Annotated in this window: 26 protein-coding genes and 1 riboswitch; of the genes, 4 read left to right on the top strand and 22 right to left on the bottom strand. The window is 70.6% G+C overall.

The window, feature by feature from the left end; all coding sequences use genetic code 11:
* Positions 1–3: 3 nt before the first annotated feature.
* The 10 genes from E9934_RS03590 to E9934_RS03545 all read right to left on the bottom strand — a co-directional run bounded on the left by E9934_RS03590 (position 4) and on the right by E9934_RS03545 (position 8,720).
* Positions 4–267 carry a phosphoribosyl-ATP diphosphatase gene (locus E9934_RS03590; RefSeq protein WP_136561409.1) on the bottom strand — a complete coding sequence of 88 codons (264 nt, stop codon included), beginning with the start codon at positions 265–267 and terminating at the stop codon, positions 4–6.
* Between the two features lie 21 nt (positions 268–288).
* Positions 289–774 (bottom strand): 6,7-dimethyl-8-ribityllumazine synthase, encoded by a 486-nt coding sequence (gene ribH / locus E9934_RS03585; protein ID WP_136561408.1) that lies wholly within the window; start codon positions 772–774, stop codon positions 289–291.
* 1 nt (position 775) lies between these two features.
* Entirely contained in the window at positions 776–2,017 is a 1,242-nt protein-coding gene (locus tag E9934_RS03580) for a bifunctional 3,4-dihydroxy-2-butanone-4-phosphate synthase/GTP cyclohydrolase II (protein WP_136561407.1), read from the bottom strand.
* Position 2,018: 1 nt separating this feature from the next.
* A complete protein-coding gene (locus E9934_RS03575) occupies positions 2,019–2,639 on the bottom strand; it encodes a riboflavin synthase (protein ID WP_136561406.1) in 621 nt (206 codons plus the stop codon).
* A gap of 4 nt (positions 2,640–2,643) precedes the next feature.
* A complete protein-coding gene (gene ribD, locus E9934_RS03570) occupies positions 2,644–3,687 on the bottom strand; it encodes a bifunctional diaminohydroxyphosphoribosylaminopyrimidine deaminase/5-amino-6-(5-phosphoribosylamino)uracil reductase RibD (protein WP_136561531.1) in 1,044 nt (347 codons plus the stop codon).
* A 134-nt stretch (positions 3,688–3,821) separates the two neighbouring features.
* Positions 3,822–3,980: riboswitch (FMN riboswitch) on the bottom strand.
* Positions 3,981–4,056: 76 nt separating this feature from the next.
* Entirely contained in the window at positions 4,057–5,232 is a 1,176-nt protein-coding gene (locus E9934_RS03565) for a lipid-transfer protein (RefSeq protein ID WP_136561405.1), read from the bottom strand.
* The gene (locus tag E9934_RS03560) at positions 5,229–5,606 is read right to left on the bottom strand and encodes a MaoC family dehydratase (protein WP_136561404.1); all 378 of its coding nucleotides are present in this window, start codon (positions 5,604–5,606) and stop codon (positions 5,229–5,231) included. The genes E9934_RS03565 and E9934_RS03560 overlap by 4 nt, the downstream gene beginning before the upstream one ends.
* Complete coding sequence (locus tag E9934_RS19985; protein WP_238694733.1) at positions 5,603–6,022, bottom strand: Zn-ribbon domain-containing OB-fold protein; 420 nt, start codon at positions 6,020–6,022, stop codon at positions 5,603–5,605. Before E9934_RS19985 ends, E9934_RS03560 begins: the two co-directional genes overlap by 4 nt.
* Positions 6,019–6,564: a MaoC family dehydratase N-terminal domain-containing protein gene (locus E9934_RS19980; RefSeq protein WP_136561403.1), complete on the bottom strand. Its 546-nt coding sequence runs from the start codon at positions 6,562–6,564 to the stop codon at positions 6,019–6,021. Before E9934_RS19980 ends, E9934_RS19985 begins: the two co-directional genes overlap by 4 nt.
* Positions 6,561–8,720 carry an acyl-CoA dehydrogenase family protein gene (locus tag E9934_RS03545; RefSeq protein WP_136561402.1) on the bottom strand — a complete coding sequence of 720 codons (2,160 nt, stop codon included), beginning with the start codon at positions 8,718–8,720 and terminating at the stop codon, positions 6,561–6,563. The genes E9934_RS19980 and E9934_RS03545 overlap by 4 nt, the downstream gene beginning before the upstream one ends.
* 80 nt (positions 8,721–8,800) lie before the next feature.
* Here E9934_RS03545 and E9934_RS03540 point away from each other — a divergent pair, with 80 nt between their 5' ends.
* Positions 8,801–9,754, top strand: a complete 954-nt coding sequence (locus tag E9934_RS03540; RefSeq protein WP_136561401.1) for an alpha/beta fold hydrolase — start codon at positions 8,801–8,803, stop codon at positions 9,752–9,754.
* Here the strand turns inward: E9934_RS03540 and E9934_RS03535 are convergent.
* Both E9934_RS03535 and E9934_RS03530 read right to left on the bottom strand, forming a co-directional pair.
* Positions 9,735–10,811, bottom strand: a complete 1,077-nt coding sequence (locus E9934_RS03535) for a DUF475 domain-containing protein (protein ID WP_136561400.1) — start codon at positions 10,809–10,811, stop codon at positions 9,735–9,737. The genes E9934_RS03540 and E9934_RS03535 overlap by 20 nt on opposite strands.
* Before the next feature lie 129 nt (positions 10,812–10,940).
* Positions 10,941–12,356 (bottom strand): WS/DGAT/MGAT family O-acyltransferase, encoded by a 1,416-nt coding sequence (locus E9934_RS03530; protein ID WP_136561399.1) that lies wholly within the window; start codon positions 12,354–12,356, stop codon positions 10,941–10,943.
* 93 nt (positions 12,357–12,449) lie between these two features.
* Here E9934_RS03530 and E9934_RS03525 point away from each other — a divergent pair, with 93 nt between their 5' ends.
* Positions 12,450–13,715: an alpha/beta hydrolase gene (locus E9934_RS03525; protein ID WP_136561398.1), complete on the top strand. Its 1,266-nt coding sequence runs from the start codon at positions 12,450–12,452 to the stop codon at positions 13,713–13,715.
* Here E9934_RS03525 and E9934_RS03520 read toward each other — a convergent pair.
* Positions 13,704–15,746 (bottom strand): acyl-CoA dehydrogenase family protein, encoded by a 2,043-nt coding sequence (locus E9934_RS03520; RefSeq protein ID WP_136561397.1) that lies wholly within the window; start codon positions 15,744–15,746, stop codon positions 13,704–13,706. The two genes, E9934_RS03525 and E9934_RS03520, sit on opposite strands and share 12 nt — an antisense overlap.
* Before the next feature lie 50 nt (positions 15,747–15,796).
* Here E9934_RS03520 and E9934_RS03515 point away from each other — a divergent pair, with 50 nt between their 5' ends.
* Positions 15,797–16,471, top strand: coding sequence for a class I SAM-dependent methyltransferase (locus tag E9934_RS03515; protein WP_238694732.1), 675 nt, complete (start codon positions 15,797–15,799; stop codon positions 16,469–16,471).
* Here the strand turns inward: E9934_RS03515 and E9934_RS03510 are convergent.
* From E9934_RS03510 to E9934_RS03500, 3 genes are read right to left on the bottom strand one after another with little or no spacing between them, the layout of a single operon-like run.
* Complete coding sequence (locus E9934_RS03510) at positions 16,442–17,593, bottom strand: prenyltransferase/squalene oxidase repeat-containing protein (protein WP_136561396.1); 1,152 nt, start codon at positions 17,591–17,593, stop codon at positions 16,442–16,444. The genes E9934_RS03515 and E9934_RS03510 overlap by 30 nt on opposite strands.
* Positions 17,590–18,339, bottom strand: coding sequence for a class I SAM-dependent methyltransferase (locus E9934_RS03505; RefSeq protein WP_136561395.1), 750 nt, complete (start codon positions 18,337–18,339; stop codon positions 17,590–17,592). The genes E9934_RS03510 and E9934_RS03505 overlap by 4 nt, the downstream gene beginning before the upstream one ends.
* A complete protein-coding gene (locus tag E9934_RS03500; protein ID WP_136561394.1) occupies positions 18,326–19,621 on the bottom strand; it encodes a glycosyltransferase family 4 protein in 1,296 nt (431 codons plus the stop codon). Before E9934_RS03500 ends, E9934_RS03505 begins: the two co-directional genes overlap by 14 nt.
* Positions 19,622–19,761: 140 nt before the next feature.
* On the opposite strand from E9934_RS03500, the gene E9934_RS03495 reads away from it, so the two are divergent.
* A complete protein-coding gene (locus E9934_RS03495) occupies positions 19,762–20,382 on the top strand; it encodes a TetR family transcriptional regulator (RefSeq protein ID WP_238694731.1) in 621 nt (206 codons plus the stop codon).
* Between the two features lie 9 nt (positions 20,383–20,391).
* Here the strand turns inward: E9934_RS03495 and E9934_RS03490 are convergent, their stop codons facing one another.
* Genes E9934_RS03490 through E9934_RS03465 form a run of 6 tightly spaced genes read right to left on the bottom strand, consistent with a single transcriptional unit; the run spans position 20,392 to position 24,707 of the window.
* Positions 20,392–21,147, bottom strand: a complete 756-nt coding sequence (locus E9934_RS03490; RefSeq protein ID WP_136561393.1) for a glucose 1-dehydrogenase — start codon at positions 21,145–21,147, stop codon at positions 20,392–20,394.
* Between the two features lie 11 nt (positions 21,148–21,158).
* The gene (locus E9934_RS03485; protein ID WP_136561392.1) at positions 21,159–22,070 is read right to left on the bottom strand and encodes a 3-oxoacyl-ACP reductase; all 912 of its coding nucleotides are present in this window, start codon (positions 22,068–22,070) and stop codon (positions 21,159–21,161) included.
* A gap of 2 nt (positions 22,071–22,072) precedes the next feature.
* Entirely contained in the window at positions 22,073–22,267 is a 195-nt protein-coding gene (locus E9934_RS03480) for a ferredoxin (protein WP_136561391.1), read from the bottom strand.
* 12 nt (positions 22,268–22,279) lie between these two features.
* Positions 22,280–22,753, bottom strand: coding sequence for a pyridoxamine 5'-phosphate oxidase family protein (locus E9934_RS03475; protein WP_136561390.1), 474 nt, complete (start codon positions 22,751–22,753; stop codon positions 22,280–22,282).
* Positions 22,754–22,759: 6 nt separating this feature from the next.
* Positions 22,760–23,794, bottom strand: a complete 1,035-nt coding sequence (locus E9934_RS03470) for an NAD(P)/FAD-dependent oxidoreductase (protein ID WP_238694730.1) — start codon at positions 23,792–23,794, stop codon at positions 22,760–22,762.
* Positions 23,795–23,813: 19 nt separating this feature from the next.
* Entirely contained in the window at positions 23,814–24,707 is an 894-nt protein-coding gene (locus E9934_RS03465; protein ID WP_136561389.1) for a hypothetical protein, read from the bottom strand.
* Positions 24,708–24,715 lie beyond the last annotated feature (8 nt).

The following is a 24,715-nucleotide window of genomic DNA, read 5'->3' as shown; positions in this document are numbered from 1 at the left end:
CCTTCACAGGTGGCTGTAGACGTCCTCGAGCGTGAGCCCGCTCGCGATCATGAGGACCTGGGCGTGATAGAGCAGCTGGCTGATCTCCAGCGCGGTCGCCTCGGGACCCTCGTGCTCGGCGGCCATCCACGACTCAGCGGCTTCCTCGATCAGCTTCTTGCCGATCGCATGGACGCCGGCGTCGAGCGCCCGGACGGTCCCGGAGCCCTCGGGCCGCGTCTGCGCCTTCTCACTGAGCTCTGCGAACAGCTCGTCGAACGTCTTCACGGGGAGGCAGCCTATCGGGACCTACCCTGCGTAGCCCCGGCGGACCTTCTTGAGAGTGGCCGCGGTCTGCAGGGCGGCCGACGCCGCCTCGTAGCCCTTGTCCTCACTGGAACCCTCCAGGCCCGCGCGATCGAGGGCCTGCTGCTCGTCGTCGCAGGTCAGGAGGCCGAATCCGACCGGGGTCACGTGGTCGAGCGACACCCGCGTCAACCCGTCCGTGGCCGCGTTGCAGACGTAGTCGAAGTGGGGCGTGCCGCCGCGGATGACGACACCGAGCGCGATGACCGCGTCGTACGACGGCGCGAGCGCGGCCGCCGTCACCGGGAGCTCGAAGGCGCCCGGGACCCGCACGACGACGGGCTCCTCGAGCTTGTGGTCCGCGAACGCCCGCTGGGCGCCGGCGATGAGTCCGTCCATCACCTCGGTGTGCCAGCTCGCCGCCACGACCGCGACCCTCAGGTCGTGGCAGTCGACGGGAACCAGGTCGGGGGCGCCGTGTCCGGCCATGTCAGCGGTCTCCTTCGGGATCGATCAGGTCGGGCAGGTCGTGCCCCATGCGGTCGCGCTTGGTGAGCAGGTAGGCGAGGTTGTGGCCGTTGGGGTGGGGCGTCAACGGCACCCGCTCGGACACCTTGATGCCGTAGTCCTCCAGCGAGCTGACCTTGTCGGGGTTGTTGGTCAGCAGCCGGACCTCCTCGACGCCGAGGTCCTTGAGGATCTGCGTCGCGGCGCCGTAGTGACGCGCGTCGGCCGGCAGGCCCAGATCGAGGTTGGCGTCGACGGTGTCGCGACCGCCGTCCTGCAGCTGGTAGGCCTGCAGCTTGGCGACCAGGCCGATCCCCCGGCCCTCGTGGCCGCGCAGGTAGACGACCACACCACTGCCGTTCTCGACGATGCGGTCCATCGCCTCGTCCAGCTGCGGGCCGCAGTCGCAGCGGCTGCTCCCGAACACGTCTCCCGTGAGGCACTCGGAGTGCACCCGGGTCAGCACCGGACCGTTGGCCGCGACCTCCACCGGGTCGCCGTAGACCAGCGCGACGTGCTCGCTGCCGTCGACGGTGATCGTGTAGCCGATCGCGGTGAACTCGCCGTGCGTCGTGGGCAGTCGGGTCTCCGCCTCACGGACGACGTGCCGCTCGACCCGGCGCCGGTAGCGGACCAGGTCCTCGATGGAGATCATCGCCAGGCCGTGCTCGTCCGCGAACGCGCGCAGCTCCGGAGCACGCTTCATCGTGCCGTCGTCGTTGACGACCTCGACCAGCACGCCGGCCGGGGTCAGGCCCGCCAGGCGGCAGAGGTCGACGGCAGCCTCCGTGTGGCCGCGGCGCACCAGCACACCACCCTCGCGGTAGCGCAACGGGAACACATGGCCCGGTCGGGTGAGCTCCCACGGCTCGGTGGCCGAGTCGGCGAGGGTGCGCACGGTCCGTGCACGGTCGGCGGCCGAGATGCCTGTCGTCGTACCGTCCCGGGCATCGACCGAGATCGTGTACGCCGTGCGGTAGGCGTCCCGGTTGTGCGGCGTCATCAGCGGGATCTCGAGCCGATCCAGCATGTCGCCGGGCATCGGTGCGCAGATCACACCGCTGGAGTAGCGGATCGTCCAGGCCATCAGCTCGGGCGTCGCCTTGCTGGCGGCGAAGATGATGTCGCCCTCGTTCTCACGGTCCTCGTCGTCGACGACGACGACGGCCTTGCCCGCGGCGATGTCGGCGATCGCCTGCTCGACCGGGTCCAGTCGGACGGACATGTCAGTTCTCCTTGCTGGTGGTGCTGCGGCTGGTGTAGGCACGGACGAGCTTCTCGACGTGCTTGGCGATGACGTCGACCTCGAGGTTGACCCGGTCGCCGACGGCGCGGAAGCCGAGCGTGGTGCGGGCGAGGGTCTCGGGGATCAGGCTGACCGTGAAGCTGGCGTCGCCGGCCTCGACCACGGTCAGGGACGTGCCGTCGACGGTGATCGAGCCCTTGTCGACGAGGTAGCGGCCCATCTCCGCGGGCAGGGCGATCTCCACGACCTCCCAGTGCTCGCTGGGCGACCGCGACACGATCTCGCCGACACCGTCGACGTGGCCCTGGACGATGTGGCCGCCGAGCCGCGTCTCCGCGGTGACGGCACGCTCGAGGTTGACCTGATCGCCGACGGCGATGCCGCCGAGGCTGGTCTTGGCGAGGCTCTCGGCCATCACGTCGGCGGTCCAGGTCGTGGCCGTGAGGTCAGCGACGGTGAGGCAGCAGCCGTTGACGGCGATCGAGTCGCCGAGCGCTGCGTCGCTGATGGCGACGTCGCAGGCGATGGTCAGGCGGACCGCGTCGCCCTGGTCCTCCACGACGGTGACGGTGCCGAGCTCCTCGACGATGCCGGTGAACATCTCCTCAGTTCCTCTCGTCGGTCGAGGTGCGAGCTTGCGAGCCTCGAGACCCAGGCCTCATGACGAGGCGGACGTTGGCCTCCTCGCCCGCGCCGAGCACGGTCGCGTCGACCAGCTCGAGACGCAACGCCTTGTCGATCGTGCGGATTCCGAGCTTGCCGACGCTGGACCTCCCGGCGCCCAGCAGCATCGGCGCGACGTAGGTGACGACCTCGTCGACGAGTCCGGCCTTGAGGTAGGCCGCGGCGAGGGTGGGCCCGCCCTCCAGGAAGACGTGGTGCCGGTCGTGCTCGGCATAGAGGGTCGCCAACGCCTTCGCGGGGTCCTGGGTGCGCAGGTGGACCGTCGGGGCCGCGTCGTCGAGGACGCGACGGGCGGGATCGAGGTCGCGCTCCCCCATCACCACCCGCAGTGGCTGCACGGGCGCGAGGACGTCGTCGGCGTCACGGACGGTCAGGTGCGGGTCGTCGACCTCGACCGTGTTGGTGCCGACGAGCATGGTGTCGCACAGCCCGCGCAGCAGGTGCGTGTCCAGCCGGGCCGCCCGGGACGACACCCAGCGGGAGGTCCCGTCGGAGGCGGCGCTGCGGCCGTCGAGCGTGGTCGCGAACTTCCAGGTCACGAACGGCCGGCCGTGCACGTGCGCGAAGGTCCACGCGGGGTTGAGGGCCAGGGACTCGTCGGCCAGCAGTCCGGCGTCGGTCTCGACGCCCGCCGCCGCGAGGACGTCGAGGCCGCCCTGGGCCTCCGGGTTGGGGTCGCGCTGGGCGACCACGACCCGCGCCACGCCGGCCTGCAGCAGCGCCTGCGAGCAGGGTCCGGTGCGACCGGTGTGGTTGCACGGCTCGAGCGTGACGACCGCCGTCGCGCCGCGGGCGCGCTCACCGGCCGCGGCCAGCGCCTCCACCTCCGCGTGCGGGGTGCCCGCGCCGTGGTGGAAGCCCTCACCGACGACCTCCCCCTCGGGGGACAGCAGCACACAGCCGACCCGCGGGTTGGGGTGGAGGGGTACGCCGGGCGTGGCCGCCAGCACGAGGGCGCGACGCATGGCGTCGTACTCCCGAGCGAAGCTCTCCGGCGGAGTGGTGGTCACTGCTGGCCTCTCTGGTCCGTGGTGTCACGGGCTCCGGGGCTGGCAGGACGTCGCGGGGTGGGCGGACTGCGCTCACCGTCACGACGCTCGTGCGTGCACTTCCCATCCGGACTTTGACCGTCGGTCCAGGATTTCCACCTGGTCAACCGATCACTGGCTGCGATCGGGTCGCGGACTTCTGAGCGAAGCGACGAGGCTTCGGATCAGTCACCGCCGGCTCGGAGTTTCACCGACCCCAGAGCACGCGAGCTCTTGCTCCCATCGTCCCACACCGCGCGGGCTGCGCGCTGTGGCGGGTCTCACCCCGGACGATCGGCATCTCCGTCAGGCCGACAGGATCAGCCCCGAGGTCGGCACGCCCGTGCCGGCCGTGACGAGCACGTGGTGCGCGTCGGCGACCGGGTTGACCGAGGTGCCGCGGATCTGCCGCACACCTTCGGCGATGCCGTTCATGCCGTGGATGTAGGCCTCGCCGAGCTGCCCGCCGTGGGTGTTGATCGGGAGCCGGCCGCCGACCTCGAGCGCGCCGTCCTTGACGAAGTCCTTCGCCTCGCCGCGGCCGCAGAAGCCGAGCTCCTCCAGCTGCATGAGGACGTAGGGCGTGAAGTGGTCATAGAGGATGGCCATGGGCAGGTCCGCGGCCGTGATGCCCGCCTGCTGCCACAGCTGTCGTCCGACCACGCCGATCTCGGGGATGCCGATGTCGTCGCGGTAGTAGGACGTCATGACGAACTGGTCGCGCGCCGATCCCTGCGCCGCAGCGGCGATGTGTGCCGGCCGCTGCGCCAGGTCCCGCGCCCGCTCGGGCGAGGTCACCACGATCGCGACCGCGCCGTCGGACTCCTGGCAGCAGTCGAGGAGGTGTAGGGGGTCGGCGATCATCCGCGAGGCCTGGTGGTCCTCGAGGGTGATCGGCTTGCCGAAGAAGAACGCCTTCGGGTTGGTGGCAGCGTGCTTGCGGTCGGCGACCGCGACCCGGCCGAAGTCCTCGGAGGTGGCGCCGAACTCGTGCATGTAGCGACGCGCCTGCATGGCCACGGTGGCCGCCGGCGTGCTGAGGCCGAGCGGATAGGTCCAGGCGTTGTCGAGGCCGTTGGTGTTGACCTGGACTGCCGCCCAGTTCTGCACCTGGCCGAAGCGCTGGCCGGATCGTTCGTTGAATCCGCGATAGCAGACGACGACGTCCGCGACGCCGGTCGCCACCGCCATGGCGGCCTGCTGCACCGTGCCGCAGGCGGCGCCGCCGCCGTAGTTGATCCGGCTGAAGAAGCGGAGCTCGGGGATGCCGAGCTCGCGGGCGACGGCGATCTCCGAGGAGGTGTCCATCGTGAAGGTGACCAGACCGTCGACGTCCGCGGGCGTGAGACCGCAGTCGGCGAGCGCGTCACGGATCGCCTCTACGGAGAGCTGCAGCTCCGAGCGGCCGGACTCCTTGGAGAACTCGGTGGCGCCGATGCCGACGATCGACGCCTTGCCCGACAGTGTTCGGTCGCCGGTCATGCCGCGACCCGGACCGTGCCGATGACGTGGTCGCCGAGGGACACCGACCCGACGACCTTGAGGGTGATCTCGCCGTCCTCCACCGCGGTGACCTCACCGGCGAACGTGAGCGTGTCGTAGGGGTGGGCCGGAGCGCCCAGCCGGATCGAGATCCCCTTGATGAGGACGTCGTGACCGAGGGCGTCGGCGACGTACTTCTCCACCAGGCCGTTGCTGGTCAGGATGTTCATGAAGATGTCCTTGGAGCCGGCCGCCTGCGCGATGTCGCGGTCGTGGTGGACGTCCTGCCAGTCCCTGGTCGCGATGGCCGTGCTCACGATCGTGGTCGGCGTGAGCGGGAGGCTCCACTCCGCCAGACGGTCCCCGACCTTCATGCCCTGCTCCCCTCGACCCGACGCCAGATCGGCAGGGTCAGCTCGTCGTCGATCACGTTCCAGTCCACGGCGAGGCGCTCGCCGATCTGCAGGCCGTCCGGGCCCTCGGGTGGCACCCCGGCAACCTCGGCGACCATCCGCACGCCCTCGTCGAGGTCGAGCAGGGCGATGACGAGCGGCAGCTCCTTGCCCGGCACCTGTGGCGCGTGGTGGACCAGGAACGAGAACACCGTGCCGGTGCCGGCCGCGACGACGTGGCCACGGTCGAACGCACCACAGTCCGGGCACGCCGGCCCGGGCGGGTGCCGGAGGACGCCGCAGGCGTTGCACTTCTGCAGGCGCAGCTCCTGATCGCGCGTACCTTCGAAGAAGTAGGCGTTGTCCCGGTTGACGACCGGGCGCACCGGGCCGGTCACGACTGCGCCTTGGTCCGCGGGATGAACTTGAGCACACGGAAGAGCATGGTCGCGACCTTCTCGGACGTGCCGTCCTCGCGATCCACGTACCAGGTGTTGCGCGAGGTCACGAAGTAGCCGACGCCCATGCCGGTCGCCTTCGGACCCACCACCGACTCGAGCGCCGTCGTCACCCGCGGCTGCTCACCGACCTTGAGGTAGCGCTCATAGGTCTGCTCGCAGTTGGTGCCGAGGACGGCAGTGAAGCCCTCCGCGGTGAGGACGCCCATCATCGAGTGCAGGGGGTCGTCGTCGGAGCGCTTGCGCCCCAGGCCCGGCATGGTCCAGACCTGGGCCATCGACGGCGGTGCCTCGCCCTCACGGAAGCGTGCGTTGTCATAGCCCATCGCGTCGAGCCAGGTCCCGATCGTCGCCTGGTTGACCGGGTACGGCGCGAGGGTCTCGGCGGTCTCGCCGTAGCCGGCGATGCGGTCGGCCTCGGCGGTGATCCGGGCGTGGACATCCGCCGGGACGAGCTCCCGGGCCTCCTCGGCGGCGCTCATCGCGGAACCCGCGGGAGACCGAGGCCGAACATCGAGATCAGCTCGCGCTGGACCTCCTGGACCCCACCACCGAAGGTGATGACGAGGTTGCGCTTGGCCTGGCCGTCGAGGTAGTCGAGCAGCTCCCTGGTCGCCGGGTCGCCCGGATCGCCGTGGCGGTGGACCAGCGAGACCAGGTCGGCGAGCAGGTGCTGGACCTGGTCGGACGCGAAGACCTTGGACGACGACGCGTCGGCCACCTTGAGCTCGCCCGAGGCCGCGGCACGCGCGACCTCCCAGTTCAGCAGCTCGTTGATGCGGAAGACGGCGGTGGTCTTTCCGAGCAGGTCGCGCACGTCGGGCTCGTCGCGGACACCCGCCGCGTCGGCCCACCGGACGACCCGGTCGCGCAGGCCCTCGATCCTGCCGGCCGGGCCGAGCATGACCCGCTCGTGGTTGAGCTGGGTCGTGATCAGCCGCCAGCCCTGGTTCTCCTCGCCGACGAGCATGTCGACGGGCACGCGGACGTCGTTGAAGTAGGTCGCGTTGACGTGGTGGGAGCCGTCGGCCGTGATGATCGGCGTCCAGCTGTAGCCGGGGTCCTTGGTGTCCACGATGAGGATCGAGATGCCCTTGTGCTTCGGCGCGTCCGGATCGGTGCGCACCGCGAGCCACAGGTAGTCGGCGTGGTGGCCGCCGGTGGTCCACATCTTCTGGCCGTTGACGACGTAGTGGTCGCCGTCCCTCCTCGCGGTGGTCCGCAGGGAGGCGAGGTCGGTGCCGGCGTCGGGCTCGGAGTAGCCGATCGCGAAGTGCACGTCACCCTCGAGGATCCGCTTGAGGAACAGGTCCTTCTGCTTCTCGGTGCCGTAGCGGATCAGGGTGGGGCCGACGGTCTGCAGCGTGACGGACGGCAGGTGCACGTCGGCGTACTGCGCCTCGTTGGCGAAGATCGTCTGCTCGATCTCGCCGAGCCCGTGGCCGCCGTACTCCTTCGGCCAGCCGACGCCCATCCAGCCGTCGGTGCCGAGCTGTCGGATCAGTCGGGAGTACGTCGGGCCGTGCCGGTCCCACGCTCCCTCGACCGGATCCGGGTCGTGCTGGCCGGCGTACTCCGCGGCGACACCGCCGAAGTAGTCGCGCAGCCGTGCCTTGAGGGCGCGCTGCTCGTCGGTCAGCTCCAGGTTCTTCGTCGCGCTGGACTCGACCGGGACCTGCGCGGCGGTCGTGTCGAGCACGTGGGCGAGGTCGGTGCCCCAGGTCGTGTAGCCGACCAGCGGATAGGTGATGTCGACGCCCATGCCACCGTGCAGGTGGTGGCAGGTGCGGAAGGCGTAGGGCGCCACCTGGCTGGCCCAGTAGCCGGCGACGGCGAGGTCCTCCCCCGCCGGCAGTCCCTCCGCCACCCGCCAGACCGCGTTGTCGGCGGCGAGGTCGAGGGTGCGCGAGGCGACGTAGACGTCGGCCATCTGGAGCGACACGGCCTGGAACTCGGCAAGGGCACGCCCGAACTGGCGACGTCCCTTGACGTAGTCGGCGGTCAGGTCGCGAGCGCCCGCGAGCACGCCGGCCGCCAGCACGGCGAGGCCCGCCCGGGCCAGGTCGTCGAGGCGGGCGGCGGCGCCGTCCTCCAGGACGTCGGCGGGGGCGTCGTCGAGGACGACGGTGTGCTGCGGGGTCGCGCTCGATGCGCTCGCGGGCAGCAGCGTGACGCCGGGGCCCTGCGGGTCGACGAGGGCGACGACGTCACGGTCGCCGTCACGGGCGGTGACGAGCAGGCGGTGCGCCGCATCGGCGTGGGTCACGGCGACCTTGCGGCCGGACACGCGCCCGTCCGCATGGCTCGCCTCGCCCCGGAGGGCGGGCGTCAGGACGATCTCGCCGGCGGCGACGCCGGGGAGCAGCTCCTTGCGCTGCGCCTCCGTGCCATGGGACGCCAGGGTCAGCGCTCCACAGCAGAGGGTCTCCCACGCGGGGACCTGCACGCCGGCGCGGCCGGCCTCGCGCAGCAGGACGGCGATCTCGGTGAGCCCGAGACCCTCGCCACCCTGGTCCTCCGGCACCGCCAGGGAGGTGAGTCCGGAGCTGGCCCAGGCCGTCCACGACCCGGCATCCGCCTCACGCTCGAGCACCTCGCCGACGACGGCGCGAACTGCGTTGATCGCCTCTTCATCCACGAGGAAACTGTAACGTGTTCTAGTTCGAAATGCAGGGCGTGTCCCACGCGCGACCTGCAACGTGTTCTAGTCTCCGGGCCATGGCCTCGCCCCTCGACCTCGCGCGGAACCGGGTCTACGTGCCGTGGACGTCGATCCCCGCGGGACGCATGGTCGAGCTGCCGGGGCGGAGCGGGGCGACGTACGTCACCGACACGCCGGGCCCCGACCCGAAGTCCCCCACGATCGTGTTGCTGCACGCACTCGGCACGACCGGGCTGCTGTGCTGGTTTCCCTGCATCCACCCCCTCGCCCGGCGGTTCCGCGTCGTCACCCTCGACCTGCGCTGGCACGGACAGGGCATCAAGAGCGACGAGTTCTCGCTCGTCGACTGCGCCGACGACGTCGCGGCACTGCTCGACGTGCTCGGGATCGACCAGGCCATCATGGGCGGCTACTCCATGGGCTCGATCGTCGCCCAGCGGATGTGGCGCCAACACCCGGACCAGGTCACCGGGCTCGTCCTGGGAGCCACCACCGACCGGTTCCAGATGAATCCCGTCGAGCGGGCGTTCTTCCTCGGCACGAGCGCCACCATGCTCGCCCTGCGCGGGATGTCCAGTGCGCGGTCCGCCGAGGCCGGAGTCCGCGCCACGGCAGCGAAGGACGGGTTCGTGCCCGTCGACATGCACGAGTGGGCCCTCAAGGAGTTCCGGTCGACGAGCCCGTGGGCAGTCGGTCAGGCCCTCGCCGCGCTCGGGCGGCACCATTCCCGGCCGTGGTTGCCCGACATCGACGTCCCGACCGCCGTGGTGGTCATGATGCGCGACCGGGTCATCCCGACGGCCCGGCAGATCGCCCTGGCCCGCGCCATCCCCGGCGCGACCATCCACGAGGTCGACGACGGGCACGCCGGATCGGTGCTGCGCTCCGAGCGCTTCGTCCCCCGCTTCGTGGAGGCGGCGGCCACCGTCAACGCGCGTGGCCGGGACTTCACCCGGCCACGCGACGCCCAGCCTGGCGGTCCTCCGCGGGTCAGCCGGCGAGTTCCTTGACCGACTCGGCGGCCTCGCGCTTGTTGGCCCGGATGCTCATGAAGAACGCGGCGCCGATGAAGGCCACGCCGATGAGACCGGTGATGACCTCCGGCACGTGGTAGCCGATCGAGACGATCAGCAGCGCGGCCAGAGCGCCGATGGCCCAGTGGGCGCCGTGGTCGAGGTAGCGGTAGTCCGACAGCGTGCCCTGGTGGACCAGGTAGATCGTGATCGACCGGACGTAGAACGCACCGACGCCGAGACCGATGGCGATGATGATCGGGTCGGTCGTGACCGCGAAGGCGCCGATGACGCCGTCGAAGCTGAAGCTGGCGTCGAGGACCTCGAGGTAGAGGAAGAGGAAGAACGCGGCCTTGCCGACGACCTTCATCACGTTGCCACTGGCGTCCTCACCGAGGTGCTCGAGCTCCTCCTCGTCGGGCCCGAAGGCCTCGGCCAGGCCATTGACGACGAGGTAGGTGAGCAGGCCGGCGAGACCAGCGGTCAGGACGGACGCCTCGTGCTCGCTCCCGAGGGTCTTCGCGGCGATGAACAGGGTGGCGACGGCGACGATGATCGAGAGCGCGTCGATCTTGCCGGCCTTCTCGAGCGGCTTCTCGATCCACGACAGCCAGGTGATGTCCTTCTCCTCGAAGAGGAAGTTCAGGAAGATCATCAGCAGGAACATGCCACCGAAGGCCGCGATCGTGTGGTGCGCGTCGGCCAGGTAGTAGCCGTAGGTGCCCGGCGTGTCCGGGTCACCCTTCTCCAGCGCGAGGTCGATGACCTCCACCGGGGAGAGGCTCGCCGCCAGCGCGACGACCACGAACGGGAAGACCAGCCGCATGCCGAAGACGGCGATGAGGATGCCGACGGTCAGGAAGATCTTCTGCCAGAAGTCGGACATCCTCTCGAGCACCTTGGCGTTGACGACCGCGTTGTCGAAGGACAACGAGATCTCGAGCACGATGAGGATCAGCGCGAGCACGATCCCTTCGGTGCCGCCGTACCAGAGGGCACCGGCGACGCCCAGCGCGGTGAAGAGGAAAGACCACCCGAAGGTGCGGAAGATCATGGCGTTGGGGTCCTCGATCGGTTGGCGACAACGTCAGGCCCGACACTGCCGCGACCGCGGACCGTGTCGGTCACGCCGGAAGCGGATCCGCAAGGACGCAAAACACCCCAGACCGGCGTCAGCCCCGCCTCACGCCGGGTCTTCGGCGCTGCTCCCGAGACGTGCCAGCTCTGCCGGGAAGTGCCGCACCAGGGCATCGGGGTCGGGCATGGACTCACGACAGGCGATCACTCCGACGTGCATGTTGCCGGCATTGGACATGACCGTCACGTTGAGGCCCGCGCCGTGGAAGACCGGTCCCAGCGGACAGAGCGCCTCGATCCGCGCGCCCATGAAGAAGAGCGGGATCGGCGGGCCGGGGACGTTGGAGATGACGAGGTTGTGCACGACCGGGTGCCGCTCGGCCAGGCGCAGGTTGGCGTAGGTGCGCACCGCGAGCCCGAAGGTCCGCGGTGCGGCGAACTCCGCCCAGTCCTGCAGCGAGTCCGCACTGATCGCGTTGTGGTGCTCCTTCGCGTGCCGGTTGCGCTCGGCGATCATCGCCAGCCGCTCGAGCGGGTCGTCGATGTCCGTGCCCAGCTTGGTGAACAGCGCGGAGACCTTGTTGGCGCCGGTCGTACGACGGGAGCTGTCCCGCACGCTCACGGGGACCGTGGCGAGGAGGGACGAGTCGGGGAGCTCGTCGCGGTCGGCGAGATAGGCGCGCAGGGCGCCACCGGCCACCGTGAGGACGACGTCGTTGACGGTCGTGCCGGTCGCCTTCTTGACGCGCCGGATCTCGTCGAGGTCGAGGTCGGCCATCCCGATCGCGCGGTGGCTGGTGATGGTGCCGTTGAAGGAGGTCCGCGGAGCCGAGAAGGGCGCGGCCATCGCGGTGCCCTGGCGAGCGCGCCCGACCGTCTTGGTGACGAGCTGGGCGGACGGCTTGAGCACACGGGCCAGCGTCAGCGGACGGGACGCGGTGCCGATGACCGCCCGGCCGAGGAGCTCGCCGCGCCCCGGGTCCCGAGGGTGCGGCTGCTTCTCGCCCAGGTCCAGCGGCGGCGCGTCGGGCTCGAGGGAGCACAGGTGCGAGAGCAGGTTGGCGCCCGAGACGCCGTCGACGGTCGCGTGGTGCATCTTGGTGAAGGTGACGACCCGCTCCGCGCCGTCCGGGCCGTCCGGCCGGTAGCCCTCGATGATCCACATCTCCCACAGCGGTCGCGACCGGTCCAGCGGCAGCGAGGCCAGGTGGGCGCAGAGCTCCATCAGCTCGCCGTACCCCCCGGGCGTGGGGAGGGCCAGGCGGTGGACGTGACGCTCGATGTCGAAGCTGGTGTCGCGCACCCACACCGGGTGGTCCAGGCCGAGGGGGACGCGACGGACCTTCCTGGTGAAGGTGGGCATCTCCCGGACCCTGTCGTCGATCCCGGCCTGCACGGTCGCGAACGAGTAGGGCGTTGACATCGTCGACGGGTCGAGGACCATCACGGCGCACACGTGCATCAGCTGTGCGGGCGTCTCCAGGTAGAGGAAGCTCGCGTCCAGCCCGGACATCCGGTCCATACCGCCCTCGTCTCTCGTCGCGTCCTGGGCCACGATAGACCCGGGAGGTAGAACAGGTACCAGTCCACCCAACGACCCCGATATCCTCGGGTCATGGGTTTCGTACGGCGCCAGGTCGTCACCGCAGCGCTGACCGCCAACGCCATCCGTCCACTGCCGGGCTATCGCACCGGCATCCCGGCCTTCTTCGCCGGCTGGCTCACCGGTGAGCTCGCGCCGCAGGTGCTCGGCCTCACCGTCGCCGACGCCGCCGCGCATGCGACCGGCTCGCGCCGCGACGTCCGGGGCCTCGCTCTCGCGGGGCTGTCCACGGCCGGGCTCGCCTACCTGGTCCGGCAGAGCCGACAGGCCGTGTCCGACGCAGAGGACGCCCTGGTCGAGGGGCTCGGTGTGGACTACCTCGACCAGCTCGACGCCAAGCCCACTCCGGCAGAGCTGGCGACCCCCTGGCGCCGCATCGCCAACCCGTTCGCCTTCCGACGAGCCGCCCGCAAGGCCGGTGTCGAGGTCACCGGCAACATCCCCTTCGCGCCCTACGGCGCGCGCGGGACGCTCGACGTCTACACCTCCGAGGTGACCCCGCCCTCCGGCGCACCCGTGCTGCTGCAGGTGCACGGTGGCGGGTGGACCATTGGCAAGAAGGAGCAGCAGGGGCTGCCGCTGATGCAGCACCTCGCCGCCAAGGGCTGGGTCTGCGTCGCGATCAACTACCGACTCGCTCCCCGCCACAAGTGGCCCGCCCAGATCGTCGACGTGAAGGCGGCGATCGCCTGGGTGAAGGACAACATCGCGGCCTACGGCGGCGACCCCGACTACATCGCGATCACCGGACAGTCGGCCGGCGGACACCTCACGGCGCTGGCCGCGGTCACCCCGAACGCTCCGGAGTTCCAGCCGGGCTTCGAGGACGCCGACACCACGGTGCAGGCCGCGGCGCCCTACTACGGCGTCTACGACCTCGCGGCAGCGAGCGGCCTGCGATCGGCACGGCTCCTGCGCGACACTTTCCTGGCGCCCTGGGTCTTCGGCAAGGACCCGGGCGCAGACCTGACCACCTTCGAGGACGCCAGTCCCCTGCTGCGAGTCACCGCCGACGCCCCCGACATGTTCGTCGTGCACGGCGCCCGCGACACCCTCGTGGACGTGGGGCAGGCCCGGGCGTTCGTCGAGGCGCTGCGCACGACCTCGAAGAGGTCGGTCACCTACGCCGAGCTTCCCGGCGCCCAGCACGCCTTCGACATCTTCCCGTCGATCAGGTCGCAGCACCTGGTCCGCGCCACCGACCGCTTCCTGCACTGGCACTGGAACGGCTGGCGGCGGGAGCGCGCGGCCGCGCCCGCCGAGCACTCAGCGGGGTAGACCCAGGATCCGCTCCCCCGCGACGTTGCGCAGGATCTGGGTCGTGCCGCCGGCGATCGACAGGCACCGGGTGTTGAACTGCTCCCACACGTCGGCGGCCAACGCCTCGCCCGTGGTCTTGTCGACCCCGTCGAGCAGCGCCAGCGCGTCGCCCTGCAGCTCCACGACGAGCTCCGAGGACTCCTGACGCGAGCGCACGCCCAACAGCTTGGCCACGCTCGACTCCGCCCCCGGCCCCCGCCCGCCCAGCGCCCGCAGGGTCGTGCGGACACCGAGCAACCCGCAGACGGTGGCGAGGGCGACCTGGTGGCCGACCCGTGCCTCGTCGACGGGTCCCAGCGCGCCGGTCGAGGCGATCTCGACGGCGCGCTCCACGCTCTTGGTCAGCCGTGCGCTGGCCATCGCGACCCGCTCGTTGGCCAGCGTGGTGCGCGCCAGCCGCCAGCCGTCGCCGGGCTCGGCGACGACGCAGTCGTCGGGCACGAAGACGTCGTCGAGGAACACCTCGTTGAAGAGCGCCTCCCCGGTGATCTCCCGCAACGGCCGGACCTCGATGCCGGACGACTTCATGTCCACGAGGAAGTAGGTGATGCCCTTGTGCTGCGGCGCGTCCGCGTCCGTGCGGGCCAGGCAGATGCCCCAGTCAGCGCGCTCGGCGACCGACGTCCACACCTTCTGCCCGCTCAGCGACCAGCCACCCTCGACGCGGACGGCGCGCGTGCGCAGGGAGGCGAGGTCCGAGCCCGAGCCGGGTTCGGAGAAGAGCTGGCACCAGGTGAGCTCGCCCATCAGCGAGGGCCGCACGAAGCGCTCTCGCTGGGCGTCCGTGCCGTGGGACAGGATGGTCGGGACCGCCCAGCCGGCGATCACCAGGTCCGGTCGTACGACGCCCGCCCGGCCGAGCTCCTGGTCGATGACGATCTGCGTGGTCGGGTCGGCGCCCAGCCCGAACGGCGCCGGCCAGTGCGGCGTGAGGTAGCCGGACTCCACCAGCTGCGCACGCTGCCCGGCTGCCGGCAGTGCCGCCAACCGCTGCGCTGTCGCCCGGATCTCGGGCCGGATCGCCTCGTCGCGCCCCTCGAGGTCGACGTCGACCCGGCGGCGCACGCCCTGCACCGCGGCGGCGGTCAGCCGGGCGGCCGCCTCGTCGGCCGGACCGACCAGGGCGCGGAGCGTGGTCGCTCGTCGCAGGTAGAGGTGGGCGTCGTGCTCGAAGGTGAAGCCGATGCCGCCCAGCACCTGGATGCACGACTTCGCGACGTCCACGGCGCCGTCGAAGCAGATCGCCCGGGCGACCTCGACCGCGAAGGCCCACTGCTCCTCGTCGCCACCGTCGCCACCCCCGGCGGGAGGGGCGGAGGCCGCAGCGTCCCACGCGGCCGCAGTGACGGCCTCCGCGGTCTCCAGCATCTCCGCGCACAGGTGCTTGATCGCCTGGAAGGAGCCGATCTTGCGGCCGAACTGCTCGCGCACGCCCGCATACTCGACCGCCGTCTCCAGGCACCAGCGGGTCACGCCCGCGGCCTCAGCGGCGGCGAGGGTGATCGCGATCCGGCGCCGGGCCTCGTCGGTCCGGCCGGGCGTGCCGTCGACCAGACGTGCGTGCCGCGACGTCAGATCGACCCCGGCGCTCGCCCGGAGCGTGCCTCCCTCGTCGAGCAGCAGGTGCTCTGTCGCCGTACCACCGTCCCAGACGGCGCCCCCCGTGCGCACCTGCACGCCGAACCGACCGGGACGTCCCGTGAGGACGGAGCCGATCGCGGCGCCGAGGAGCCCACCCGGCAACAGCTCGTGTGCGGCGGCCTCGAGCGCGATCGCCTGGTCGAGCAGGGTCCCGCCACCGCCGCCCGCGGACTCCGGGGCCGCGATCGCGGCGATGCCCATCTCCTCGGTGGCCGACCACAGGTCGCCGAAGCCGGCACCGGCGTCCCCCTCGGCGGCGCGGGCGGCGGCGATGGGGTCCAGGCTCGCGGCCCACTTGCGCAGGGTGTCGCCGAGCTCGACCTGCTCGTCGCTGATACCGAGGGACATCGGGACTCCTTGAAAACTAGAACGCGTTCTAACTCTACTAGAGTGGTGACGTGCCCGACACCATGCCGTCCGACCTGCTGGAACTCGCCCGCGCCACCAAGGGCTTCATGCCCGAGGACGAGGGCGCCCTGCTCCACGCCGTCGCTCACCGGCGCCTCCCCCACGGCCCGGCCCTCGAGGTCGGCACCTACTGCGGCAAGTCGGGGATCTACCTCGGCGCGGCCGCTCGGGCGGTGAGCGGGCCGGGCGCGCCCGCGGTGGTCTTCACCGTCGACCACCATCGCGGCTCGGAGGAGAACCAGGCCGGCTGGGAGCACCACGACGCCAGCGTCGTCGACCCCGAGTTCGGGCTCATGGACACCCTCGGTCAGTTCCGCAAGAACATCGCCCGCGCCGGTCTCGAGGACCACGTGATCGCGGTCGTCGGGCAGTCGACGACGGTCGCCGCGCACTGGCGCACCCCCCTGTCGCTGCTGTTCATCGACGGTGGCCACGGCGAGCAGCCGGCGCGCGACGACTTCCTCTCGTGGCCGCGCTGGGTGCAGCCCGGCGGCTACCTCGCGATCCACGACGTGTTCGCCGACCCTGCCGACGGCGGGCGGCCGCCGTACGAGCAGATCTATCTGCCGGCACTCGCCAGTGGCCAGTTCACCGAGGTCGAGGCCGTCGGATCGCTGCGTGTGCTGGAGCGCACGTCAGGCGCGACTGGCGACCCGCTCGCCTGACGGGCAGTCGCACTCGAGCGCGATCTCGTCGAAGTGCGGCGCCAGCGAGGTGCCGCGCATGATCCCCGAGCCGGGCGTGCCGTGGCCGTGGGTCTCCCCCAGCGCGTCGACCGCGAGGATCACGGCCGCCGCGGTGTAGGTCGTGTGCTCGTCGGGCCAGTGCACGTTGCGGGGCTCGTCGTCGGGCGCGGGGCGGGCGGGGTCGTCGTAGACCCAGCCGGTCCAGTAGCGGCCGTCGTCCTCGCGCAGGTGCTGCATGTCCGTCACCAGCGCCAGGGCGCGGCGACTCGACTCGGGGTCACCGAGGATGTCGAGCGCCATCGCCAGCTCGCAGGTCTCCGCGCCGGTCACCCACGGGTTGGTGTCGACGCAGTGGATGCCGAGCCCGGGCTTGACGAAGTCGTCCCACCGGCGTGCCAGCAGCTCGCGGGCGGCGTCGCCGCGGACCGGACCGCCGAGGACCGGGTAGTACCAGTCCATCGAGTACGACGACTTGTCGGCGAAGCGGTCGGCGTGGTGCCGCACGGCGTGCCCCAGGCGCCCACCGGCCAGCTCCCACTCCGGCTGGGGGTCGTCCATGAGGTCCGCGAGGGCGCCCCCGGCACGCAGCGAGTGGTAGATGCTCGAGTTCCCGGTGAGCAGGCAGAAGTCGTCGACCGGCGTCCAGCGGATGCCGCCGAACGGCTCCTGCAGCGACACCACGAAGTCGAGTCCGGCACGGACCGAGGGCCAGTAGCGCTCGATGAAGCGGATGTCGCGTCGCACCAGCCAGTGGTGCCACAGCCCCACGGCGAAGTACGCCGACATGTTGACCTCACCGCGCTCGTCGTCGGCGACGCCGTTCACGATCTTCATCGGCCACGAGCCGTCCGCGCGCTGCATGGTCGGGATCCAGGCGTAGGCGCGCTCGGCGGCCTCCACCTGGCCACCGACCAGCATGGCCATCGCCGCCTCCACGTGGTTCCAGATGTCGACGTGCTCGCCGGTGGTCCACGGCACGGCACCCCACGGCTCCTGCATGGCCGCGATGGCCGCCGCCGTGTCGGCGACCTGCTGAGCGGTGAGCAGGCCGTCGACGTACGGCAGGCGGCCGAGCGCCACCTCGGGGACAGCGGGGGTCATGCGGCCTCGGGCTTCCGGAAGTAGAGGACCATCGACTTGCCGATGGTCGGGTCCAGCACCTTGCCGGCCAGCTGGAGGGCCTTGGGCTGCTTCATGATCTCCCACACCAGCAGCTTGTGATAGGCCTTCGCGAGCGGGTGGGCGTCGTTCTCGACCCCCACGGCGCACTTGATCCACCAGTACGGCGTGTGCAGGCCATGGGTGTAGCTCTTGCCCTCGAAGAGCATCGCGTCACCGGGGGTGCCGTCGTTGAAGCGCCCGCCCTTGGTCACCTTGTCGATCAGCTCGTGGTCGGTGTAGATGCGGATGTGACCGCCCTCGGCGTTGTGGTAGTCGGGCGACAGGCGCCAGTTGATCACCTCGGGCAGCCAACGGGGCACCGTCACGGCGAGCGTGCCGCCCGGCCGCAGCACGCGGATCAGCTCCCGGATCGCGGCGACGTCGTCGTGGATGTGCTCGAGCACCTCGGAGCACACGATCCGGTCGAACTCGCCGTCACCGAAGGGCAGGGCGAGGGCATCGCCCTGCTTGACGTCGGCCTCGGCACCCTCGGGAACCTCGCCGGCCTGGGCCATCGCGACGAACAGGTCCTTCACACCGGCGAGCTCGTCGGCGTCGAGGTCGAACGCGATGACGTCCGCCCCACGCCGATACATCTCGAAGCTGTGGCGGCCCGCGCCGGCGCCCATGTCGAGGACGCGGTCTCCTGCCTCGAGACCCAGGCGGTCGAAATCAACGGTCAGCATCGGCATTCTCCTGGTGGTACTGGGTGATGACCTCGTCGAAGACATCGGCGGTCTTGGCCGCGACAGCGGTCCAGCTGAAGAGCTCCTTGACCCGCTGGCGTCCGGCAGCCCCCATGCGGGCGCGGCGCTCGGGGTCGTCGAGCAGTGCGGCGACAGCGTGCGCGAGGGCCTCGACGTCGCCGGGCTCCACCACGTCGGCGCACAGGCCGTCGGGACCGACGACCTCCGGGATGGCACCGGCGCGGGACACCACGAGCGGCGTCTCGCAGGCCATCAGCTCGGCCGTGGGCAGGGAGAATCCCTCATAGAGGGAGGGCACGCAGGCGAGCTCGGCAGAGCCCATCAGCGCGACCAGCTCGTCGTCCGTCAGCCCGCTCGCGAAGGTCACGTGCTCACCGATGCCCAGCTTGTCGATGAGCTTCTCGGTGACGCCGCCCTCCTTGGGCCGCGTCACGAGCACGAGCTCCAGGTCACGTTCGGTGAGCAGCTTGGCGAAGGACTCGAGCAGGATGTGGATGCCCTTCAAGGGGGCGTCGGCGCTCGCCATCGCGAGGATCCGCCCCGGCACGCGCGGCTCGGTCGGCGGGGCGAAGCGCTCGTCCACGCCGAGGAGGATCGTGGTGATCCGGTCGGCGTCGACCTTGAACTCGCGGACGACGTCGCGCTTCGAGGACTCTGACGGCACGATCACGCGGCGGATCAATGGTGCGGTCGCCTTCTGCTGACGCAGGAAGGAGTACCAGCGCCACACCCCGATCTTGGGCAGCTCGATCCTGATCCGGGATCCGGGCTTGCGCCGGATCCACGTCGCGGTGTCGAACTCGATGGCGCGGTCGAGGGTGATCGGGTGGTGGATCGCCGCGGTCAGCGGCAGACCGATGGTCGAGGGGTCCTCGATCTCCAGGAGTGGAAGGGCCAGCGTCTGGTTGTCGAAGACGATGTCGAAGTCGTCGCGGCGCTGCCGCAGCAGCTTGACCACGCGCTTGGAGAAGGTGAGCGGCTCGGGGAAGGCGCCGGTGCGCATCCGGACCCACTCCTCGACGTCGACCAGGTCACGGAACTCGCCGGGCCGCGGGTTGCGGAACTCGTCGCCCGGTCGATAGAGATCGAGGCTGGGCACCTTGGTCAGCGTCACGCCCTCGTCCAGCTCGGGATAGGGCTGGCCGGAGAACACCTCGACGGTGTGGCCGAGGGCGACGAGCTCCCGGCTCAGACGCCGGATGTAGATGCCCTGGCCGCCCACGTGCGGCTTGCTGCGGTAGGACAGCATCGCAATTCGCATCAGGTCTTCCTCCCCTGGACTGCTCCGGGGAAAGTGACCGGAACGAAACTGGAACGTGTTACTGATTTTGCACTACCTGCAAGTAGCCTATAGCCGTGGGGCCAACGACCCCGCTTTTCCCCACCAGCACAGGAGACCCGGTGACCATCGCGAACCCGTCGACGAGCACGTCGACCGAGGAGCCCGGTTCGGCGGCTCAGCGCGACCGGCGCAAGCGCATCCTCGACGCGACCTACGATCTCGCGGCGGCCGGCGGCTTCGACGCGGTCCAGATGCGCGCCGTCGCCGAGCAGGCCGACGTGGCGCTCGGGACCCTCTATCGCTACTTCCCGTCGAAGATCCACCTGCTGGTCTCCGCGCTGGGACGCCAGTTCGACGAGGCCTCGGCTCGACTCAACGAGCGCGAGATCCCCGGCGACACCCCCGCTGATCGCGTCCTCTACGTCCTCAAGCGGATGGCCCGCGGCATGCAGGGCGACCCCAAGCTGACCGAGGCCCTGACCCGCGCCTTCATGTTCGCCGACAGCACGGTCACCAACGAGATCCACGTGGTCGGCATGGCGATGACCTCGATCGTCACCCACGCCATGCACGGCGGCGAGCCCGCCGAGGGGGCCCTCACCGACGAGGACGTCGCGATCGCCCGGGTGATCGGCGACGTCTGGCTCTCCGCGCTCGTCGCCTGGGTGACCGGCCGCTCCACCGCCGCGGAGACCGCGGCCCACATGGAGACGGCCGTTCACCTCATCCTCCGCGACTGACGGTCGGGATCACGCACCGAACGCGTGCGTGGACGTGACGCCGCCGTCGACAGCGATCTCCGCGCCGTTGATGTACGACGACTCGTCGCTGCCCAGGAAGACGTAGACCGGGGCGATGTCCTCCGGGTGGCCGACGCGACGCAGGGGGACCCGGCTGGCGCCGAACTCCATCGCGGCGTCGCCGCCGTGCACCCGCGTCATCGGGGTGTCGATCATGCCCGGGTGCACCGAGTTGACCCGGATGCCCTTCGGTCCCAGCTCCATCGCCGCGCACTTGGTCATGCCGCGAATGGCCCACTTGGTGGCGGCGTAGGCCGTGCAGGAGGGCATGCCCGCGAGCCCCTCGACGGAGGAGGCGTTGATGATCGAGCCGCCGCCGTTCTTGCGCATGGTGCGGGTGACTGCCTGCATGCCGAGGAAGACGCCCATCTGGTTGATGCGCCACAGCAGCTCGACCTCCTCGGCCGGCTGACGCTCGATGTCGCCGAAGCGGAGGATGCCGGCGTTGTTGGCGAGCACGTTGACCGGACCGAAGCGGGTGTTCACGTCGTCCACGACCGATGCCCACGAGGCAGCGTCGCTGACGTCGTGGTGCACGAAGTGCGCGGCGTCGCCGAGCTCGTCGGCCAGCGCCTGGCCGTGATCCTTGGCCACGTCGGCGATCAGGACCTGCGCGCCTTCGGCCACGTAGGAGCGCACGATCGACGCACCCTGTCCCTGCGCACCACCGGTGACGATGGCGACCTTGTTGTCCAGACGTCCCATGTTCGTTCCTCTCAGACGCTCAGGCGCATGATCGAGTCGGCGGCGAAGCCGACCGACGGGTCCCGGTCGGCAAAGAAGCCACCGAGCTGCTTCTCGAGGTCGTCGCCGGTCCACAGGTCGCCCGAGGCGTCGAAGCGCTGCTCCACCACCGGCGCCGCGACCAACGCGACCATGCCGCCGTAGACGACGAACACCTGACCCGTGATCCGCTCGGCCGCGGGCGAGGACAGGTAGGCGACGAGCGGCGCGACGTGCTCGGCCGAGTAGGGATCGACTGCCTGGCCGGACTCGTCCTCGCCGAAGACGGCCGAGGTCATCGCCGTGCGCGCCCGGGGACAGATCGCGTTGGCGCGGACGCCGATCTTCGACAGACCGCGCGCCGTCGACAGTGTCAGGGCGGCGATGCCCGCCTTGGCGGCGGCGTAGTTGGCCTGGCCGGGCGATCCGCCGAGGAAGGCCTCGGAGGCGGTGTTGACGATGCTGCCGTAGACCGTGCCGCTCTCGGACTCCTTCGCCTTCGTCCGCCAGTAGGAGGCCGCATTGCGTGAGAGCAGGAAGTGCCCCCGCAGGTGGACCGCGATGACGGCGTCCCACTCCTCGTCGGAGAGGTTGAAGAGCATCCGGTCGCGGGTCATGCCCGCGTTGTTGACGACGATGTCGAGGCCACCGAGGCCCACCGCGGTCTCGACCATCGCGTCGGCGGTGGAGCGCTCGCTCACGTCGCCGGCGACGACGACGGCCTCGCCGCCGAAGCCACGGATCTCGTCGACGGCATCGTCACCGGCACCCGGCAGGTCGTTGACAACGACCTTGGCCCCGGCGCGGGCGAGTGCCACGGCCTCCGCGCGGCCGAGACCGGCACCGGCTCCTGTCACGATCGCGACCTTGCCGTCGAGGTCCGTCGTTGCGGCGCTGCTGGGCATGCTCACTCCTCGACCAGCGTGATGGCGGCGCGCGGGCAGGCCGCGACGGCACTCTTGACGCTGGCGATGTTGTCGTCGGTGGTGTGCTCGGCGTGGAGCTGGAGGAAGTCGTCGTCGTCCAGCTCGAACACGTCGGGAGCCATGGCCTCGCAGAGTCCGTTGGACTCACAGAGGTCGAAGTCGACCTTGATCTTCATGGGGGGTGCCTCCTAGGTCATCTTCCGGTGGTCCCAGGTGGCCACCTGCTCGGGATGGATGATCACGGCCACCCGCTTGGTGGCCTGCTTCTCGACGGTGGCGCGGCCGAAGTCGCCCAACGCCTCGAACGACTCGGCGTTGAGCATCCGGGTGGCGACGGCCGAGCCGATCTCGAAGATCCGGTCGCGGTCACGCACGATCTCGGCGCGTCCTCGGATCGAGACCCCGCGGAGCTCGAAGTAGTCGGTGCCGTCCTCGACGAGCGCCGTCACGCGGTCGTCCCGCTCGAGGTTGCGGATCTTTTGGCTGCGGCCATAGGTCCAGAACGCGATCCGGCCCTCGTGCACGATGTAGAACAGCGTCGTCAGGTGGGGGAAGTCGTCGTGACCGTTGGAAGCCACCTGGACCTTGAGGTTCTCGGCCAGCAGGGCCTGCACCTCCTCGTCGGTCAGCTTGACCGCGTCGCGTCCTGCAGCTCGACTCATGGTGGCTCAGCTTCCTTCCGAGGAGTGTCCGGGGAACACGTGGGCCGACGGGTCGATGACCACGGCGGCGTTGTTGACGGCGGTGGCGGCCTCGCCGAAGCCGACGGCGATGAGGCGCACCTTGCCGTCGTAGTCGGTGATGTCACCGGCGGCGAAGACGCGCGGCAGGTTGGTCCGCATCGCCGAGTCGACCACGAGATGCCGGCGGTGCGTCTCCAGTCCCCACTGCTGCAGTGGCCCCAGGTCGGCCACGAAGCCGAGCGCTGCGACGACGGCCTGGACCGGCACGCTCTCCTGGACCCCGTCGACCGTCAGGTCGGCCCGCGCGAGCGGTCCCGCCGTCGCGCCGTCGGCGTCCACGAGCGCGCTCACCTCGGCCTTGGTGACGATGCGGACCGATGAGTTGCGGACCTGCTCGACGGTCCGCTCGTGCGCGCGGAAGGCGTCGCGGCGGTGGACCAGGGTCACCGAGCGGGCGATGGGCTCCAGGTGGTGCGCCCAGTCGAACGCACTGTCGCCGCCACCGACGATGAGGACGTCCTTGTCGGCGTAGGGAGCGAAGCTCGGGACGAAGAACTCGACGCCACGACCGATCCAGTCACCGGCCGCCGGCAGCGGTCGCGGGCTGAACTTGCCGATCCCGGCGCTGATGATCAGGGTGGCGGCGGCCACGATCGTGCCGTCGTCGAGCGTCAGCCGTACGCCGGACTCCTGGTCGGCCGTGAGGCCGACAGCCGTGCGCCCGAGGAGCTGGACCGGCTCGGCCGTCAGCGCTTGCGCGACCAGGCCGTCGACGAGGTCACGGCCCTTGACGTCGGGGAAGCCCGCGACATCGAGGATCGCCTTCTCCGGATACATCGCCGTGATCTGGCCGCCGAGCTCGGGCAAGGAGTCCACCAGCGCGACGCGGAGCCCGCGGAATCCGGCATAGTAGGTCGCGAACAGGCCGGTCGGACCGGCGCCGATGATCACGAGGTCGACCTCGATCGCCTCACCGTCGGATGCGGCATCGTCGCTGAGCATCGGTGCTGAGGTGGCCACGGCCAAACTGTAACGTGTTCTAGTTGCTCTTGTCTCGCGGCGCGTCGGTGTCGAGACCGTCGACCAGCCATCCCTGGTCCGTGTGGACCATCGTCACCAGCACCTTGAACGGCGTGTAGACGGTCTCAGGCTCGCCCTCACGGACCCGGGAGACGACCTGGTTGAGGAAGACCAGCGCCTGCAGACGGGTCAGGTTGGCGCGGACGACGCCCTGCGCCACGACGGTGGCCTGCACCTGGGTCTGGTTCGCGACGAACTGCTCCTGGATGCCGGCGGTCGTCTCGCGGTACTGCTCCTCGAACTGGTCGGTCATCAGGTCGGCTGCCGCGTCGACCTCGTCGTCGAACTTGCGATGGTCGACGGCGACGATCTCCAGCGCTGCCTTCGCTGCGGCGTCGACGCCCTCGCGGACGGCCTTGTCGTCAGCGATGACCGGTCGCTCGTCGGTCGTCTCCACCGACGACGCCTCGCTGGCATCGACCTGCGGCTCGTCGCGTGCCAGGTCGACGATCAGGATCGCGCACTGCAGCGCCAGGGCGAGCGCGACCACCACCAGGGTGGCGATCAGCATCCGGGTCGTCTTCGCACGGGCCAGGACGCCGGGCCGGTCGGGCCGCTCCCCCGCGCCCACCCGCCGGACGCTGGGGCCCTGCGGCGAGACGGTCGAGGACGACGACGGTGGCGACGACGGTGGCGACGACTTGCGCAGCGACACCGACGGCGCCGCCTTCGTCGTGGCGGCCTCCGACACGACGGTGTCGTCGCTGTTCTCGTCGGTGATGTCGTCGACGCTCTCGTCGACGCTCTCGTCGACGGGGGCATCCGGACGCACGGTCGCCTGGCCGGCCAGGCGCCGCGGACGGGGCGTCGTGCCGCGCGAGCTCGCGGGACGGCGGGGGGTGGGGCGGCTCATCGGATCCC

Source organism: Nocardioides caeni, assembly GCF_004912195.1.
GTDB lineage: Bacteria > Actinomycetota > Actinomycetes > Propionibacteriales > Nocardioidaceae > Nocardioides > Nocardioides caeni.
This window is presented reverse-complemented; position numbering and strand designations above follow the sequence as displayed.

Excerpts from the sequence above, each read along its gene's own strand:
- ribH (WP_136561408.1), bottom strand. The coding sequence starts at position 774 with ATGGCCGGACACGGCGCCCCCGACCTGGTTCCCGTCGACTGCCACGAC.
- E9934_RS03580 (WP_136561407.1), bottom strand. The coding sequence starts at position 2,017 with ATGTCCGTCCGACTGGACCCGGTCGAGCAGGCGATCGCCGACATCGCC.
- E9934_RS03575 (WP_136561406.1), bottom strand. The coding sequence starts at position 2,639 with ATGTTCACCGGCATCGTCGAGGAGCTCGGCACCGTCACCGTCGTGGAG.
- ribD (WP_136561531.1), bottom strand. The coding sequence starts at position 3,687 with ATGCGTCGCGCCCTCGTGCTGGCGGCCACGCCCGGCGTACCCCTCCAC.
- E9934_RS03565 (WP_136561405.1), bottom strand. The coding sequence starts at position 5,232 with ATGACCGGCGACCGAACACTGTCGGGCAAGGCGTCGATCGTCGGCATC.
- E9934_RS03560 (WP_136561404.1), bottom strand. The coding sequence starts at position 5,606 with ATGAAGGTCGGGGACCGTCTGGCGGAGTGGAGCCTCCCGCTCACGCCG.
- E9934_RS19980 (WP_136561403.1), bottom strand. The coding sequence starts at position 6,564 with ATGAGCGCCGCCGAGGAGGCCCGGGAGCTCGTCCCGGCGGATGTCCAC.
- E9934_RS03540 (WP_136561401.1), top strand. The coding sequence starts at position 8,801 with ATGGCCTCGCCCCTCGACCTCGCGCGGAACCGGGTCTACGTGCCGTGG.
- E9934_RS03535 (WP_136561400.1), bottom strand. The coding sequence starts at position 10,811 with ATGATCTTCCGCACCTTCGGGTGGTCTTTCCTCTTCACCGCGCTGGGC.
- E9934_RS03530 (WP_136561399.1), bottom strand. The coding sequence starts at position 12,356 with ATGGACCGGATGTCCGGGCTGGACGCGAGCTTCCTCTACCTGGAGACG.
- E9934_RS03525 (WP_136561398.1), top strand. The coding sequence starts at position 12,450 with ATGGGTTTCGTACGGCGCCAGGTCGTCACCGCAGCGCTGACCGCCAAC.
- E9934_RS03520 (WP_136561397.1), bottom strand. The coding sequence starts at position 15,746 with ATGTCCCTCGGTATCAGCGACGAGCAGGTCGAGCTCGGCGACACCCTG.
- E9934_RS03510 (WP_136561396.1), bottom strand. The coding sequence starts at position 17,593 with ATGACCCCCGCTGTCCCCGAGGTGGCGCTCGGCCGCCTGCCGTACGTC.
- E9934_RS03505 (WP_136561395.1), bottom strand. The coding sequence starts at position 18,339 with ATGCTGACCGTTGATTTCGACCGCCTGGGTCTCGAGGCAGGAGACCGC.
- E9934_RS03500 (WP_136561394.1), bottom strand. The coding sequence starts at position 19,621 with ATGCGAATTGCGATGCTGTCCTACCGCAGCAAGCCGCACGTGGGCGGC.
- E9934_RS03490 (WP_136561393.1), bottom strand. The coding sequence starts at position 21,147 with ATGGGACGTCTGGACAACAAGGTCGCCATCGTCACCGGTGGTGCGCAG.
- E9934_RS03485 (WP_136561392.1), bottom strand. The coding sequence starts at position 22,070 with ATGCCCAGCAGCGCCGCAACGACGGACCTCGACGGCAAGGTCGCGATC.
- E9934_RS03480 (WP_136561391.1), bottom strand. The coding sequence starts at position 22,267 with ATGAAGATCAAGGTCGACTTCGACCTCTGTGAGTCCAACGGACTCTGC.
- E9934_RS03475 (WP_136561390.1), bottom strand. The coding sequence starts at position 22,753 with ATGAGTCGAGCTGCAGGACGCGACGCGGTCAAGCTGACCGACGAGGAG.
- E9934_RS03465 (WP_136561389.1), bottom strand. The coding sequence starts at position 24,707 with ATGAGCCGCCCCACCCCCCGCCGTCCCGCGAGCTCGCGCGGCACGACG.